Source organism: Clostridium sp. 1001283B150225_161107_B6, assembly GCF_015556325.1.
GTDB lineage: Bacteria > Bacillota > Clostridia > Lachnospirales > Lachnospiraceae > Enterocloster.
Map to the genome: position 1 here is coordinate 127,027 of NZ_JADNMD010000001.1, position 14,390 is coordinate 141,416.

Sequence of the window (14,390 nt, forward strand, 5' to 3'; positions counted from 1 at the left end):
TGATATGATTAAAACAACCGTATTCAAGAAATCCACAGATTCAGGCAATGCTGTTTACACAGGGGTTGTGATGGAGGGACATGCCGGGTATGCCGGGGAGGGTGAGGATATCATCTGCGCGGCGGTTTCGGCCCTGGCTCTTAACTTTTTCAATTCAGTGGAGGCATTTACGGAAGATGGATTTGAAGGCGGGGCGGGAGAGAGCGGTTCGTTTGAATTCCGTTTCACTTCAGATATAAGTCCTGAATCAAAGCTCCTGATGAACTCTTTTATCCTGGGACTTCAGAATATTGAGAGGGATTACGGGAAATCATATATTAACGTGAAGTTTAAGGAGGTGTAACACATGTTAAAGATGAACCTTCAGTTATTCGCTCATAAGAAAGGTGTTGGTTCTACCAAGAACGGTAGAGACTCCGAGGCCAAGAGACTTGGCGCTAAGAGAGCCGACGGACAGTTCGTACTGGCTGGCAACATTCTGTACAGGCAGCGCGGAACCCATATTCATCCTGGCAACAACGTAGGCAGGGGTGGCGATGATACCTTATTCGCTTTAGTAGACGGAGTTGTTAAGTTTGAAAGAAAGGGCAGAGACAGAAAGCAGGTTTCTGTATACCCAAGGGCAATCAACGAATAATTTCGAAGGGCTCCATACTTAGCGTATGGGGCTCTTTTTCACACCACAGGAGGTACTGTGTATGTTTGCCGATAGCGCAAAAATATTTATTAAATCCGGTAAGGGCGGAGACGGCCACGTGTCCTTCAGACGCGAGCTGTATGTTCCCAACGGCGGTCCTGACGGAGGTGACGGCGGCCGCGGAGGCGACGTCATTTTCCAGGTAGACAAAGGAAAAAACACCCTGGTGGACTTCCGGCATGTGCGCAAGTACATTGCAAAGGACGGCCAGGAAGGCGGAAAGAAGCGCTGCCATGGAGCAGATGCCGATGACCTGATTGTGAAGGTGCCGGAGGGAACGGTGCTCAAAGATTTCGAGACAGGAAAGGTCATTGCCGATATGTCCGGTGACAACCAGCGGGAAGTCATCTTAAGAGGCGGCAGGGGCGGTCTTGGGAATATGCATTTTGCAACATCGACCATGCAGGTGCCCAAGTATGCGCAGCCGGGACAGCCCGGCGCAGAGCTGTGGGTGCAGTTGGAGCTTAAAGTAATTGCGGACGTGGGCCTGGTGGGCTTTCCCAATGTGGGTAAATCCACGCTGCTGTCCGTTGTCAGCAATGCAAAGCCTGAGATTGCAAATTACCATTTCACCACACTGAATCCCCATCTGGGCGTGGTGGACCTGGGGGACGGGGCCGGATTTGTCATGGCGGATATCCCGGGCCTGATAGAGGGCGCCTCAGAGGGCATTGGCCTGGGACATGCATTCTTAAAGCACATTGAGCGCACCAAGGTCCTGGTCCATGTGGTGGACGGCGCTTCCGTGGAGGGCAGGGACCCTCTGGAGGACATTAGGACCATTAACCAGGAGCTGGAAGCTTATAATCCGGAGCTGTTAAAGCGTCCTCAGGTCATTGCTGCCAATAAGATGGACGCAGTGTATGCAGAGGAAGATACGGACATTATAGTTGACGAGCTGAGAAAAGAATTTGAGCCAAAGGGCATTAAGGTATTCCCCATATCTGCTGTCAGCAGAAAGGGCGTAAAGGAGCTTCTGTACCATATCAATGACCTGCTTAAGACCGTGGATGATGCGCCGGTTGTATTTGAAAAGGAATTTGAGGTCCAGTACCAGGGCGACAGGAACCTGCCCTATACCGTGACCAGGGCGGATGACGGCGCCTATGTGGTGGAAGGTCCCAGAATCGACAAGATGCTCGGATACACCAACCTGGATTCTGAGAAGGGATTCGATTTCTTCCAGAAGTTCCTTAAGAATACGGGAATCCTGGACGACCTGGAGAAGGCCGGGATTGAGGAAGGCGACACGGTCCGTATGTATGGGCTGGAGTTTGATTATTACAAATAGAAGGAGTTATTATGACAAGCAAGCAGAGAGCCTATTTAAAAGGCCTGGCCATGACCATCGACCCTGTATTCCAGATTGGAAAATCCAGCCTTACGCCGGAGATTACCCAGGCAGTGGACGAGGCCCTGGAAGCAAGGGAACTGATTAAGGTGACGGTGCTCAAGAATTGTCTGGACGACGGCGGTTCCATCGCTGATGTCCTGGCGGAGCGCACGCATTCACAGGTGGTCCAGGTCATTGGCAGGAAAATCGTTCTTTACCGTCCTGCCAAAGAGGAAAAGAAACGTAAGATTGTGCTGCCGGTGAAATAGACGGACAGGTACCGGTTAAGGTATGTGAAGAAGGGATTTGTTTGGCAAAGATAGGAATACTGGGGGGAACCTTTGACCCCATCCACAACGGTCACCTGCGGCTTGGCAGGGAAGCTTATGAGCAGTTTGGGCTGGATGCGGTCTGGTTTATGCCGGCAGGCAATCCGCCCCACAAAAAAAATCATAAAATTACCGAGGGAGAGATGCGTGAGCGTATGGTTAAACTGGCCATTGCAGATACTCCCTATTTTCTGTATTCGGATTTTGAACTGAAGCGTGAGGGAAATACCTATACGGCCCAGACCCTGTCCCTCCTTCGCGGTGAATACAGGGAGGATGAGTTCTATTTCATCATAGGAGCAGATTCCCTGTATCAGATTGAGCAGTGGTTCCACCCGGAGCTGGTCATGAAGCTGGCAGTGCTCCTGGTGGCCGGACGGGCCTACCATGATAAACACCAGCCCTTTGAACGGCAGATTGAATACCTCACATCCAGGTATGGGGCAAGGATTTACCCTATCCGGTGCAGTGAGATGGATGTGTCCTCGGAGGAGATAAGGGCGGCTGTGGCTGACGGGTATTCTATCCATGGATTTGTGCCGGATGCAGTGGAAGAATATATTATGGACCATGGACTATACAGGTTCGGCGTAGAGAACCCGGTCCTGGACGGCAAAGGAGAGTGATTGTATGGAGAACCAATGCAGCCAGATTATGATATTCAGGAAAGACCTTAAGAGAAAGCTGGCGCCCATGCGCTACGAGCATTCCCTGAGCGTGTCCTACACCTGCATGAATCTTGCCATGCGCTACGGTTTCGACCTGGACAAGGCGGAGCTGGCCGGACTGATGCATGACTGCGGGAAACGGTATTCGGATGATATCATATTAAAAAAATGTTTGAAACATGGTCTGGAAGTGACGGATGCAGAGTACAAGGCCCTGCCCGTGCTTCATGCAAAATACGGGGAATGGCTGGCAGAGCACAAGTACCAGATTACGGACCCGGAAATCCTGGATGCCATTGGCTGCCATACCACCGGCAGGCCGGACATGACAATCCTGGATAAAATCCTCTATATAGCGGATTATATAGAACCCAGGCGCTACAAGGCCGAGAATCTGCCGGTAATAAGGCGGATGGCCTATGAGGACCTGGATGAGACCATGTATGCCATATTGGCGGGAACCCTGGATTATCTGGAAAAAAAGGGCGGAAGCATTGACCCTATGACGGAGCAGGCATATGAATATTTTAAGAAAGTGAAAGGAGAACGCGATGAACTCAAAAGAAATGGTGAAACTGGCATATCAGGCTCTCAGCGATAAAAAGGGGGAGGACATCAAAATCATTGATATCCAGTCCGTATCCGTCCTGGCGGATTATTTTATAATTGCTGACGGAAGCAATGCCAACCAGGTGCAGGCCATGGCTGATAATGTGGAAGAAATCCTGGAAAAGGCCGGCTGTGAGTGCAAGCAGATTGAGGGCTACCAGAATGCAAACTGGATTCTGATGGATTACAAGGATGTAATTGTCCACATCTTCTGCAGGGAAGACAGGTTGTTCTACGATTTGGAGCGAATCTGGAGGGATGGAAAGACGTTTGTGGATGTGAACGAGCTGTAATCAATAGGAACTGAAACTAGTTGGGAAACGATAAGAACGGATATACGAAGTCTGCCTGTATGGGACTTCTGTATATCCGTTCTTTCTGTGGGGGGTATAAAAGGCACCCGCGCCTACATCATGCGGACCAGTCCAATCACCTTGCCCAGTATCTCCACGGAATCCGTAATAATGGGCTCCATGGCGTCGTTCTCAGGCTGGAGGCGGTAATGCCCGTTCTCCTTATAAAAACGTTTGACAGTGGCTGAGTCATCTACCAGGGCCACCACAATCTCTCCGTTGGCAGCAGTGGGACACTGCTCCACAATCAGCTTGTCGCCGGGCAGGATTCCGGCGCCCACCATGCTTTCTCCCTTGACCGTCAGCATGAACGTCTCCGCGTTGGGAAGAATCTCTGCAGGAAATGGGAAGTAATCCTCAATCCGCTCCTCTGCAAGGATGGGTTCTCCGGCGGCAACGGTTCCGATAAGAGGTATGTTTACCATCTCTCTGCGGTTAAAGTTGAAGGTGTCGTCTAAAATCTCAATGGTCCTGGGTTTGGTGGGGTCACGCCGTATGTAGCCCTTTTCCTCCAGGGAGGACAGATGGGAGTGGACGGAAGAGGTGGACTTTAAATGTACTGCCTCGCAAATCTCCCGCACAGCCGGCGGATATCCCTTCTTTAAAATGGTATCTTTGATGTATTCTAAAATCTCCTGCTGCTTAGAAGTAATTTTATCCTGTGCCATAATCAACCTCCTGCGTTTTCTATATTTATAGTAACATATGTTCGATGAAAATGCAAACCTTTGTTCGTTTTTTTGCCTGCAGCCCTTGACAAACATTTGTTCTGGTAGTATAGTATGAATATACAAAAGAACAGACGTTCTGTATTGCGCGCAAGAAGGAACCGCCTCAGGGAGGTTGCCATATGAGAGTGAGAAAGAGAAGGTTGACAGCTACATGTTTTACGGTTTTACTGTTTGTTTCCATTATTATGGGACGCACCATGTTTACTTCCATGGCTAAGGAGGAGGGGAACAGGACCACTCCCTATTATAAGAGTGTCCGTATCCAGGAAGGTGACAGTCTGTGGGGGATTGCCAGCCAGTACAGGGAGGGCAGTTCCATGAGTATGGACGAGTATGTGAGTCAGCTCAAGCAGATGAATGGACTGAAGAAGGACACCATCCATGCAGGGCAGTATCTGACTGTGGTGTATTTTGAGTAAACAATACCAGCCTGCGGACATATAATATATATAGAAAGAAAGACATCTGAAAAGAAAGACATTTAAATGAAATATGTCAAAAACCTTTGGGGATATCCGGCCGGCTCCAAGGGTTTTTATTGTCTTGCAGGTATTATCTTCATACGGCTTTCTCCTGCGTTTCGGTTACATTTTCACCCGGAAATTTCCAAAAGTTCCAGATTATATAATTTTATAACCTTTTATTGTGCAAAATGATACAAATTTCTTTCTTGACGTTAAGATGCTGTGAAAATCAATCATATGTGTCGTGATATAATATACAAATTATAAAATAAAATGGGCCGGGATTTGTTACATTTTCATTTTCATAACATTTATATTATCAATTTATAAATAATATGTATTTGAAATTATTAAACCAGATGACTATAATAGGCAAAAGCAAACGAGAAGAGAAAGGGGGTTGTTTAGTATGAACGGTTTAGTGGAATCACTGATGGAAGAGCTTAACTGCAATGTGGTGTTCACCATACCGCTGTTCGGCGGTATTGATGTGATGGAATCCGTGGTGGTGACGTGGATTATCATGGCAATTATGATGGCGGCTTCCCTGATACTGGTCCATGGCCTAAAGGTAAGGAACATAAGCAAAAAGCAGGCTGCCCTGGAAAGCGGCATGTCCTTTATCTATGATTTCTTTGAAGGGCTTTTGGGAAAGGAAGGCAGGGATTATATACCCTATCTGATTACCGTGGTGATATACATAGGAATCGCCAATATGATTGGACTTCTTGGCTTCAAGTCGCCGACCAAGGATTTGAATGTGACTGTTTCCCTGGCTGTGATGAGTATCGTGCTGGTGGAAGTGGCCGGCATCCGCAGGAAGGGTATCAAGGGATGGATAAAAAGCTTTGCGGAGCCCATTGCCATCATAGCGCCAATCAATGTGCTGGAGCTGTTTATACGGCCATTGTCCCTGTGCATGCGGTTGTTCGGCAACGTGCTGGGCGCCATTGTTGTCATGGCGCTTATCAAGCATCTGCTGCCGCTTATTGTGCCGCTGCCATTCAGCTTCTATTTTGATATATTTGACGGAGTGATACAGGCATATGTGTTTGTGTTCCTCACATCATTATATATAAAAGAAGCCATTGAGGATTAAGTTTGCAGCCTTATGGAAAAAGAAAAAATTGAGAGAAAAAGGAGAGTCTTATTATGACAGGATTAATCGCATTAGGAGCAGGTGTTGCAGTTATTACAGGTGTTGGAGCAGGTATTGGTATTGGTCTGGCCACCTCCAAGGCAGTGGACGCCATTGCAAGACAGCCTGAGGCAGACGGCAAGATTACCAAGGCGCTGCTGCTGGGATGCGCCCTCGCTGAGGCAACCGCTATTTACGGCTTTGTCATCGGCCTTTTAATCATTCTGTTTTTAAAATAATTTACAGCAGGAAGGCGGCTTAATATGTTAAATTTAAACATTTGGAATGTAGCCTTTACGGTTATCAACCTTCTGGTTTTATACCTGTTCATGAAGCACTTCCTGATTGGTCCGGTGCGCAGGATACTGGATGAGAGGCAGCAGATGATTGAGCACGACCTGGACGAAGCAAAGAACAGGGAGACGGAAGCCTGCCGGATGAAAGAGCAGTACCAGGCTTCCATCGGCAATGCGGACCAGGAAGCTTCCAGAATCATCGAGGATGCCAGGAACAGGGCTGCCGCGGAGTATGAGAAGATTCTGGCCCAGGCCAGGGCAGACGCTGCCAGGAAGATGGAGGAAGCGGACAGAACCATTGCCCTGGAGCGCGAGAAGGCCATGAATGACTTAAAGGCCGGTGTGGCCGGTCTGGCCATGACAGCTGCCGCCAGGTTAATCAGCGAGCAGAGCGGACCGGACGGCGACAGGAACCTATACAACCGCTTTTTAGCAGAATCAGGTGAAGGAAATGACTGAGACAGCCAGGATGTATGCCATTGTTTTATATGAGCTGGGCATACCGGAAGAAATGGTCAGGAAGGCGGCAGAGCTGCTTAAGGAGAATCCGGAACTTCCGGAGGTGCTAATAAGCCCGGTGGTTCCCGCGAAAAGTAAGCATGCCGTGATTGAGAAGGTGTTCAGGGAACCCGAGTTTTCTGCATTGATGGTACGTTTTTTAAAAAAGGCTTGTGATGCGGGATGCATCGGACAGACAGAGGAGATAGCAGCGGCCAGAGATGCCTATGCCCGGAAGAAGGCAGGCATCATGGAAGCGCAGCTTCACTATGTTACCATGCCGGGTGCGGCCCAGATTACAGGAATAAAGCAGTTTCTGTGCAGAAAATATAAGAAAAAAGATGTGAACATCCGATTGGTGAACCAGCCGGACCTGATGGGCGGTTTTGTCCTGAAGGCCGGGGATACAGAATATGATTACAGCCTGAAGGGGCAGCTTTTAAGGCTCCGCGGGGCTGTGGTAAGATAGGAGTCTTGATATGAGCACAATCAGTTCCCAGGAAATCATCTCCATCATTAAGAGCGAGATTGAGAATTTTGACATGCATGCCGGACAGGAACAGGAAACTGGTTCTGTTATCTGGGTAGGAGACGGCATAGCAATCGTATACGGCATTGAACATGCCATGTACGGGGAAATCGTAATATTTGAAAATGGTGTCAAGGGAATGGTCCAGGACATCCGTAAGAATGAGATTGGCTGTATTCTTTTTGGTAAGGATACAGGAGTGGGCCAGGGCACCAAGGTGGTCCGTACCAGGAAAAGGGCGGGCGTACCTGTGGGAAACGGATTCTTGGGAAGGGTGGTCAACGCCCTGGGAGAACCCATTGACGGACTGGGCCCTGTAAAGGAAGAGGATTACCGGCCGGTGGAGGAGGAAGCTCCCGGCATCGTGGACAGAAAGTCAGTGGGTGTTCCCATGGAGACAGGTATCCTGGCCATTGATTCCATGTTCCCCATAGGCCGCGGCCAGAGGGAATTAATCATAGGGGACCGTCAGACAGGCAAGACCTCCATTGCCATGGATACCATTCTGAACCAAAAGGGCAAGGATGTGGTCTGCATCTATGTTGCCATTGGCCAGAAGGCATCCACCGTGGCAAAGCTGGTTTCCACCCTTAAGAAGAACGACGCCATGGGCTACACCATTGTCATGTCCTCCACGGCCAGCGAGGCAGCGCCTCTTCAGTACATAGCCCCCTATGCAGGGACTGCCATGGCTGAATATTTTATGCATCAGGGAAGGGATGTTTTGATTGTCTACGATGACCTGTCAAAACATGCAGTGGCTTACAGGGCACTGTCCCTGCTGCTGGAGCGCTCTCCGGGCCGTGAGGCGTATCCCGGCGACGTATTCTACCTTCATTCACGCCTTCTGGAGCGTTCCAGCAGATTGTGCGATGAAAAGGGAGGCGGCTCCATCACAGCCCTGCCTATCATCGAGACGCAGGCAGGCGATGTGTCGGCGTATATTCCCACCAACGTCATCTCCATTACAGACGGACAGATATTCCTGGAAAGCGACCTGTTCTTCTCCGGCATGAGACCGGCGGTAAACGTGGGCCTTTCTGTGTCCCGTGTGGGCGGCGCAGCCCAGACAAAGGCCATGAAAAAGGCATCCGGAAGCATCCGTATCGATTTGGCGCAGTACCGCGAGATGGAGGTGTTCACCCAGTTCAGTTCTGACCTGGATGAGGCTACCAAGGAGCAGCTGGCTTACGGCAAACGCCTTATGGAACTGCTGAAACAGCCTCTGGGAAGGCCCCTCAGCCTTCATGAACAGGTCATCACCCTCTGCGCGGCAACCCACAAGGTTATGCTGTCCGTTGAGGTTTCGGATATCAAGGAATTCCAGATGAACATGCTGGCCTGGTTTGATGAAAAGCACCCGGAGATTGGTAAAGAAATTGAGGAAACCAGGGTTCTGAACGATGACCTGACAAACCGCATCGTGGATGCGGCAAACCAGTACAAGACAAACCAGTACAAGGCATCCGTCTGACCAGGAAGAAGGAGTTAATATGGCAAATGCAAGAGAAATCCTCAGCCGTATGAAGAGCGTCCAGGATACCCGGAAGATAACCAATGCCATGTACCTGATTTCCTCCACAAAGCTTAAAAAGAGCAGGAAACTGCTGGAGGAAACAGAGCCTTACTTCTATTCTCTCCAGGATTTGATACGCCGCATCCTGCGCCATATGCCGGATGTGGAGCATTTTTACTTCAATCCAAGGAAGGAAATCAAGGAGGAGGACAGGATAAAGGGCCTGATTGTTATAACCGGCGATAAGGGACTGGCAGGCGCTTACAACCATAATGTGCTGAAGATGGCCCAGGAGTGGATGGAACAGAGCAGGAACCACCGGCTCTACGTGGTGGGAGAATTGGGACGCCATTATTTTGAGGCCAGGCATATCCGCGTGGAGGAGCAGTTCCATTACACGGTACAGAATCCCACCATGCACCGCGCCCGTCTGATTTCCTCCGCCATATTGGAGGATTATGAGGAAGGACGCCTGGATGAGGTCTGGATTATATATACGCAGATGATTAACAGCATGAAGATGGAGGCCGAGATGACAGAGCTTCTTCCCCTTAAGCGGGAGGATTTCAGCAATATTGTCATTCCGGCGGATATTATCCAGGAGGAGATACAGATGGTACCTTCCCCCAGCGCTGTCATGGACCACGTGGTCCCCAACTATGTGACCGGGTTCATATTCGGCGCCCTGGTGGAGTCCTTCTGCAGCGAGCAGAACGCCAGGATGATGGCGATGCAGTCCGCCAGCGACAATGCCAATGCAATCCTGAACGACTTGTCCATAGAGTATAACCGTGTAAGGCAGGCTGCCATTACCCAGGAAATCACAGAGGTAATCAGCGGCGCCAAGGCACAGAAAAAGAAACATTCGTAAATTCGTAAATATAGAAGGAGGCAGCCATGAGCAAGGGAAAAATCATACAGGTCATGGGACCTGTAGTTGACGTGGCTTTTGAGGATGACGGACTTCCCCATATCAAGGACGCCCTGGTGGTGGATAACCAGGGGAAGAAGTGCGTCATGGAGGTGGCCCAGCATGTAGGCGGCAATGTGGTGCGCTGCATCATGCTGGCATCCAGCGACGGCCTGTGCAAGGATATGGAAGTGGAGCCTACAGGCGCCGGTATCCAGGTGCCTGTAGGCGAGAAGACTCTGGGACGTCTCTTCAACGTTTTGGGCGAAACCATTGACGGAGGAGAGAGCCTGGAAGGTGAGGATAAGTGGGTAATCCACAGGGACCCGCCTTCTTTTGAGGACCAGAGCCCTGTTGTGGAGATGCTGGAGACAGGCATCAAGGTAATTGATTTGCTGGCCCCTTATGCCAAGGGAGGAAAGATTGGACTCTTCGGCGGCGCCGGCGTGGGAAAGACCGTACTGATACAGGAGCTGATAACCAACATAGCAACGGAACACGGCGGATATTCCATCTTTACGGGCGTGGGAGAGCGTTCCCGTGAAGGTAATGACCTGTGGACCGAGATGAGGGAGTCCGGGGTGCTGGAAAAGACAGCCCTGGTATTCGGACAGATGAATGAGCCGCCGGGGGCGCGTATGCGCGTGGCCGAGACAGGGCTGACCATGGCCGAGTATTTCAGGGATGTGGAGCACCAGAACGTGCTTCTGTTCATCGACAACATATTCCGTTTTGTCCAGGCCGGTTCCGAGGTATCCGCCCTTCTGGGACGTATGCCTTCGGCCGTGGGATATCAGCCCACCCTGGCCACTGAGGTGGGCGAGCTGCAGGAGCGTATTGCTTCCACCAAGAACGGCTCCGTTACCTCGGTACAGGCCGTGTACGTGCCTGCAGATGATTTGACGGACCCGGCGCCTGCCACCACCTTTGCCCATCTGGACGCCACCACGGTCTTGTCCAGGAAAATTGTGGAGCAGGGCATTTACCCGGCTGTGGACCCTCTGGAATCCACCTCCCGTATCCTGGAAGAGGATGTGGTGGGCAGGGAGCATTATGAGGTGGCCAACAAGGTGCAGCAGATGCTTCAGAAGTATAAGGAGCTGCAGGACATTATTGCCATCCTGGGTATGGAGGAGTTGTCCGAGGAGGATAAGCTGACCGTAAACCGTGCCAGAAAGATTCAGAGATTCTTATCCCAGCCATTCCATGTGGCGGAAAACTTTACCGGCGTACCGGGGAAATATGTGCCTGTAAAAGAGACCATCCGCGGGTTTAAGGCCATTATTGACGGCGAGATGGACGGGTATCCCGAGGCGGCGTTTTTCAATGTGGGTACCATTGACGAGGTTGTGGAGAAGGCTAAGACCCTGGAGCACCATGAGGCTTAACAGGGCTGTATGCCACAGAAAGGAGCCGGGATATGTCTGCATTTTGGCTGAAAATCGTTGCCAGCGACCACGTGTTTTATAACGGGCATTGTACGTATCTGGTGGTGCCAGCGCCAGACGGTGAGATGGGCATTATGCCCCACCATGAAGCCATGATTCTGGCTGTCCAGGAGGGAAACCTGCGCTTTAAGGTGCCGGAGGAAACAGAATGGCATCAGGCCATTGTGGGACGCGGAATCCTGCAGGTGGCCAATAACCGTGTGACCATGATAGTGGACACGGCGGAACGGCCTGAGGATATTGACGAGGTCAGGGCCAGGGAAGCGCTGGAGCGCGCGCAAGAGCAGCTGCGCCAGAAACTGAGCCTGAGGGAATTCAAGATGTCCCAGGCTTCCATGGCAAGGGCGCTCTCCAGGCTGAAAGGAAGCCATCTGAGGGAATTAAAGTGATGGGAGCAACTTCCTGGAAACAGCAACATTACATTAGGAAGCAGCGGCAATATGAAAGAATGGCTGTGGGATGGAAACATCCTACAGCCATTTTGAGTTTTGTATAAGGAAATTGCAGAAGTCCATCACAATGGGATTGTCCTTGCCAAGAGGGGAGCACATGAGGATAATCTGCCGGCGGCATACCTGGTCCCTGATGGGGAGCAGCTTTACCGGGGAGTGGGGAGACATGGGCCCCCATTCCCCGCCCAATGGTCCCCAGGAGTACTGGGGCCAGAATCCAATGCCCAGTCCGGCGGCAATCAGGTTCCTGACGGATTCCGTTGTATCGCTTTCAAAAATCACGTTTGGAACAAAATCAGCCTCTGAAAAATAGCTGTTGCATATCTGGCGTATGGGCCTGGAGCCTGCCAGGCATATGTATCCTGCGTTCCTGGTATCGGCCAGATTGATGGAATCCTTGTCCCCATAAGGGGAATGGGTGGGAACAGCCAGATACAGGTCCTCCTCCAGCATGACCATGTAATCCTCATAATCCGCATTTTTTAAGTCGGACCGCACCGCAGACACACACAAATCATAGTCAGCATGATTCTCAGCCTGGTACAGCTGGAAGTTAACGTCCGGCCGCAGGGCCCTGTAGGCAATGATTCGGTTGGTAATCAGGGTGGAGGCTGCCAGAAGCTTTAAATGGATGGTATGGCTGGACATGTACTGGTCCGCCCTCAGTTCGCCTGGAATCCGGTCCAGGGCGCTTACAATGGGAATCAGCCGCTTTTGAAGAAGGCGTCCTGCTTCATTCAGTTCTATGCTTCTGTTCTTTCTCTCAAAGAGGGGTACGCCCAGCTCTGCTTCCAGCCTGTGTATGGCCTGGGAGAGTGCTGGCTGGGCTATCTGAAGATGCTCAGCCGCCTTTGTCATGTGCTGATATTCAGCAGCTGTCAGAAAATAACGTAATTGCAGTAATTCCATATGTCACCTCGGATATATGATTTTTTCAACAGGCAGTTCCTGTTCGGGTATCCGACTATTATATACCATAATTTAAAAAAATGCATTCAAAATTTGAATGAGATAAAAACTCATTATTATTTTAAACACAGATAAAAAACCTCATTACCATAAAAACGAAAAAACCTCATAAAAAATGAGAATTATTCCCTGTTTCTGCTATTGTAATTTTTCGCCAGGTCTGATACGATGTAAAAGAGTTAGCTGTAGCTAACCACGGGGACTTTCAGCCAAACTAAAATTATGAGACAGCCGGAGGTAATACGTGAGCAAAGAAACCTTACGCCTAATGCTGAACCTGAATCCAAACGATTTGGATACCCAGGTGGCATTGCAGTGTGCACCTTTACTGACAGGTATGAAGATATCCAACCTTCTGACCGTAAACCGTTGCAGGAGGGCGGCGGTCCCGGAACTGTTCAGGGATACGGCAGTGTCCTGCTGCATTTTGTATGAATCAACTGAGAAAACCACATTTCTTCTTTACATCAGGCAGGCTCTTGAAGCGTATCTGGCCCGGCCCGAAGTAAAGACCCTGATGGAACGGTTTGGTTACAGGGGATGGGATTTGGAGGAGATACTAAGCCTTGTATCCATTAAATATGAGGAGCACATGGAAGACCGTGCCGGTTTCCCCCATGAGATAGGCCTGCTGCTGGGCTATCCTGCAAAGGACGTGATGGGATTCATTGAAAATAACGGAAAGGATTTTCTCTATATGGGATACTGGAAGGTATATGCGGACCTGCCTGAGTGCAAGCGCATCTTCCGGGCATACAGTCAGGCCCGTGAGCGCATGATTCATTTGGTTTCCCGCGGTATGAAGATTGATGGAATCTTAAGGTTGCACAATCTGAATCAATATAAATCAATGAGAATATAAGGAGGATACATGACATGAATCAGATTATGGTAGTTTACTGGTCACAGACAGGCAATACGCAGGCCATGGCCAATGCAGTGGCGGAAGGCATCAAAGAGGCGGGAAAGGAGGCCCTGGTCACAGAGGTTTCCAATATATCCGCGGACGCCCTCAGGGAGGCAGGCGTTTTTGCCCTGGGATGCCCGGCCATGGGGGCAGAGGTTCTGGAAGAAGGAGAGATGGAGCCCTTTGTGACAGAGGTGGAAGCATTTGCTTTTGGCAGGCACATCGGACTCTTTGGCTCCTATGGATGGGGAGACGGAGAGTGGATGCGCGACTGGCAGACCCGTATGGCCGATGCAGGCGCTGAAGTAGTGGGCGGCAGGGGCGTCATTGCCCAGGAAAGCCCGGATGAGGATGCGCTGAATCAGTGCAGGGAGCTGGGAAAGGCGCTGGCAGCCGCAGAGGCATAATGGGGATGTAAATACGATGAAAGGCATGGTATAGTGATAATACAGGCATGGTATGCTGCATGTTGCAGGTATCATGCTTTTTTTTGCAGACCTTTCGGTTTGCCTTTTTCTGGTGCTATGGTATAATGAATAGAAT

At 50.3% G+C, this 14,390-nt stretch carries 20 protein-coding genes; 18 read left to right on the forward strand and 2 right to left on the reverse strand.

The features are described from left to right. Positions 1-4 precede the first annotated feature (4 nt). From I2H39_RS00615 to rsfS, 7 genes are all read left to right on the forward strand, one after another. Complete coding sequence (locus I2H39_RS00615) at positions 5-343, forward strand: ribosomal-processing cysteine protease Prp (RefSeq protein WP_138307153.1); 339 nt, start codon at positions 5-7, stop codon at positions 341-343. 3 nt (positions 344-346) lie between these two features. Beyond that, positions 347-637: a 50S ribosomal protein L27 gene (gene rpmA, locus I2H39_RS00620; RefSeq protein WP_002567613.1), complete on the forward strand. Its 291-nt coding sequence runs from the start codon at positions 347-349 to the stop codon at positions 635-637. A gap of 61 nt (positions 638-698) precedes the next feature. After that, positions 699-1,988: a GTPase ObgE gene (obgE, locus tag I2H39_RS00625; RefSeq protein ID WP_138307152.1), complete on the forward strand. Its 1,290-nt coding sequence runs from the start codon at positions 699-701 to the stop codon at positions 1,986-1,988. 11 nt (positions 1,989-1,999) lie between these two features. Then, positions 2,000-2,299, forward strand: coding sequence for a ribosome assembly RNA-binding protein YhbY (gene yhbY, locus I2H39_RS00630; protein WP_138307150.1), 300 nt, complete (start codon positions 2,000-2,002; stop codon positions 2,297-2,299). Between the two features lie 41 nt (positions 2,300-2,340). Beyond that, entirely contained in the window at positions 2,341-2,985 is a 645-nt protein-coding gene (nadD, locus tag I2H39_RS00635; RefSeq protein WP_195625568.1) for a nicotinate-nucleotide adenylyltransferase, read from the forward strand. Positions 2,986-2,989: 4 nt separating this feature from the next. Beyond that, a complete protein-coding gene (gene yqeK / locus I2H39_RS00640) occupies positions 2,990-3,628 on the forward strand; it encodes a bis(5'-nucleosyl)-tetraphosphatase (symmetrical) YqeK (protein ID WP_195625569.1) in 639 nt (212 codons plus the stop codon). Continuing rightward, positions 3,579-3,929 carry a ribosome silencing factor gene (gene rsfS, locus I2H39_RS00645; RefSeq protein ID WP_138307143.1) on the forward strand — a complete coding sequence of 117 codons (351 nt, stop codon included), beginning with the start codon at positions 3,579-3,581 and terminating at the stop codon, positions 3,927-3,929. The genes yqeK and rsfS overlap by 50 nt, the downstream gene beginning before the upstream one ends. Before the next feature lie 113 nt (positions 3,930-4,042). Here rsfS and lexA read toward each other — a convergent pair whose 3' ends face one another. After that, positions 4,043-4,657: a transcriptional repressor LexA gene (lexA, locus tag I2H39_RS00650; RefSeq protein WP_195625570.1), complete on the reverse strand. Its 615-nt coding sequence runs from the start codon at positions 4,655-4,657 to the stop codon at positions 4,043-4,045. A 182-nt stretch (positions 4,658-4,839) separates the two neighbouring features. On the opposite strand from lexA, the gene I2H39_RS00655 reads away from it, so the two are divergent. From I2H39_RS00655 to atpC, 9 genes are all read left to right on the forward strand, one after another. After that, positions 4,840-5,139: a LysM peptidoglycan-binding domain-containing protein gene (locus tag I2H39_RS00655; protein WP_138307139.1), complete on the forward strand. Its 300-nt coding sequence runs from the start codon at positions 4,840-4,842 to the stop codon at positions 5,137-5,139. A 454-nt stretch (positions 5,140-5,593) separates the two neighbouring features. Further along, complete coding sequence (locus I2H39_RS00660) at positions 5,594-6,283, forward strand: F0F1 ATP synthase subunit A (protein ID WP_195625571.1); 690 nt, start codon at positions 5,594-5,596, stop codon at positions 6,281-6,283. Between the two features lie 53 nt (positions 6,284-6,336). Beyond that, complete coding sequence (atpE, locus tag I2H39_RS00665; RefSeq protein WP_138307135.1) at positions 6,337-6,561, forward strand: ATP synthase F0 subunit C; 225 nt, start codon at positions 6,337-6,339, stop codon at positions 6,559-6,561. A gap of 24 nt (positions 6,562-6,585) precedes the next feature. Beyond that, positions 6,586-7,077: a F0F1 ATP synthase subunit B gene (gene atpF, locus I2H39_RS00670; protein WP_138307133.1), complete on the forward strand. Its 492-nt coding sequence runs from the start codon at positions 6,586-6,588 to the stop codon at positions 7,075-7,077. Next, the gene (gene atpH / locus I2H39_RS00675; protein ID WP_138307516.1) at positions 7,070-7,585 is read left to right on the forward strand and encodes an ATP synthase F1 subunit delta; all 516 of its coding nucleotides are present in this window, start codon (positions 7,070-7,072) and stop codon (positions 7,583-7,585) included. Before atpF ends, atpH begins: the two co-directional genes overlap by 8 nt. 10 nt (positions 7,586-7,595) lie before the next feature. Further along, positions 7,596-9,119: a F0F1 ATP synthase subunit alpha gene (gene atpA, locus I2H39_RS00680; RefSeq protein ID WP_138307131.1), complete on the forward strand. Its 1,524-nt coding sequence runs from the start codon at positions 7,596-7,598 to the stop codon at positions 9,117-9,119. Between the two features lie 19 nt (positions 9,120-9,138). Next, on the forward strand, positions 9,139-10,032 hold the full coding sequence (atpG, locus tag I2H39_RS00685) for an ATP synthase F1 subunit gamma (RefSeq protein WP_195625572.1): 894 nt from the start codon (positions 9,139-9,141) through the stop codon (positions 10,030-10,032). 26 nt (positions 10,033-10,058) lie between these two features. Then, positions 10,059-11,459: a F0F1 ATP synthase subunit beta gene (gene atpD / locus I2H39_RS00690; RefSeq protein WP_138307126.1), complete on the forward strand. Its 1,401-nt coding sequence runs from the start codon at positions 10,059-10,061 to the stop codon at positions 11,457-11,459. 32 nt (positions 11,460-11,491) lie between these two features. After that, positions 11,492-11,908, forward strand: coding sequence for an ATP synthase F1 subunit epsilon (atpC, locus tag I2H39_RS00695; protein ID WP_138307124.1), 417 nt, complete (start codon positions 11,492-11,494; stop codon positions 11,906-11,908). Positions 11,909-11,989: 81 nt separating this feature from the next. On the opposite strand, the gene I2H39_RS00700 is transcribed toward atpC, so the two are convergent. After that, positions 11,990-12,880, reverse strand: a complete 891-nt coding sequence (locus I2H39_RS00700) for a LysR family transcriptional regulator (RefSeq protein ID WP_138307122.1) — start codon at positions 12,878-12,880, stop codon at positions 11,990-11,992. A 304-nt stretch (positions 12,881-13,184) separates the two neighbouring features. On the opposite strand from I2H39_RS00700, the gene I2H39_RS00705 reads away from it, so the two are divergent. Both I2H39_RS00705 and I2H39_RS00710 read left to right on the forward strand, forming a co-directional pair. After that, positions 13,185-13,802: a DUF3793 family protein gene (locus tag I2H39_RS00705; protein WP_195625573.1), complete on the forward strand. Its 618-nt coding sequence runs from the start codon at positions 13,185-13,187 to the stop codon at positions 13,800-13,802. 14 nt (positions 13,803-13,816) lie between these two features. Further along, complete coding sequence (locus I2H39_RS00710) at positions 13,817-14,254, forward strand: flavodoxin (protein ID WP_138307118.1); 438 nt, start codon at positions 13,817-13,819, stop codon at positions 14,252-14,254. The last annotated feature ends 136 nt before the right edge of the window (positions 14,255-14,390 follow it).

Coding starts and splice junctions, on each gene's coding strand:
- I2H39_RS00700 (WP_138307122.1), bottom strand. CDS start 12,880: ATGGAATTACTGCAATTACGTTATTTTCTGACAGCTGCTGAATATCAG.
- atpG (WP_195625572.1), top strand. CDS start 9,139: ATGGCAAATGCAAGAGAAATCCTCAGCCGTATGAAGAGCGTCCAGGAT.
- rpmA (WP_002567613.1), top strand. CDS start 347: ATGTTAAAGATGAACCTTCAGTTATTCGCTCATAAGAAAGGTGTTGGT.
- yqeK (WP_195625569.1), top strand. CDS start 2,990: ATGGAGAACCAATGCAGCCAGATTATGATATTCAGGAAAGACCTTAAG.
- rsfS (WP_138307143.1), top strand. CDS start 3,579: ATGAACTCAAAAGAAATGGTGAAACTGGCATATCAGGCTCTCAGCGAT.
- I2H39_RS00655 (WP_138307139.1), top strand. CDS start 4,840: ATGAGAGTGAGAAAGAGAAGGTTGACAGCTACATGTTTTACGGTTTTA.
- yhbY (WP_138307150.1), top strand. CDS start 2,000: ATGACAAGCAAGCAGAGAGCCTATTTAAAAGGCCTGGCCATGACCATC.
- atpC (WP_138307124.1), top strand. CDS start 11,492: ATGTCTGCATTTTGGCTGAAAATCGTTGCCAGCGACCACGTGTTTTAT.
- I2H39_RS00615 (WP_138307153.1), top strand. CDS start 5: ATGATTAAAACAACCGTATTCAAGAAATCCACAGATTCAGGCAATGCT.
- atpD (WP_138307126.1), top strand. CDS start 10,059: ATGAGCAAGGGAAAAATCATACAGGTCATGGGACCTGTAGTTGACGTG.
- obgE (WP_138307152.1), top strand. CDS start 699: ATGTTTGCCGATAGCGCAAAAATATTTATTAAATCCGGTAAGGGCGGA.
- atpA (WP_138307131.1), top strand. CDS start 7,596: ATGAGCACAATCAGTTCCCAGGAAATCATCTCCATCATTAAGAGCGAG.
- I2H39_RS00710 (WP_138307118.1), top strand. CDS start 13,817: ATGAATCAGATTATGGTAGTTTACTGGTCACAGACAGGCAATACGCAG.
- atpF (WP_138307133.1), top strand. CDS start 6,586: ATGTTAAATTTAAACATTTGGAATGTAGCCTTTACGGTTATCAACCTT.
- atpH (WP_138307516.1), top strand. CDS start 7,070: ATGACTGAGACAGCCAGGATGTATGCCATTGTTTTATATGAGCTGGGC.
- I2H39_RS00660 (WP_195625571.1), top strand. CDS start 5,594: ATGAACGGTTTAGTGGAATCACTGATGGAAGAGCTTAACTGCAATGTG.
- atpE (WP_138307135.1), top strand. CDS start 6,337: ATGACAGGATTAATCGCATTAGGAGCAGGTGTTGCAGTTATTACAGGT.
- lexA (WP_195625570.1), bottom strand. CDS start 4,657: ATGGCACAGGATAAAATTACTTCTAAGCAGCAGGAGATTTTAGAATAC.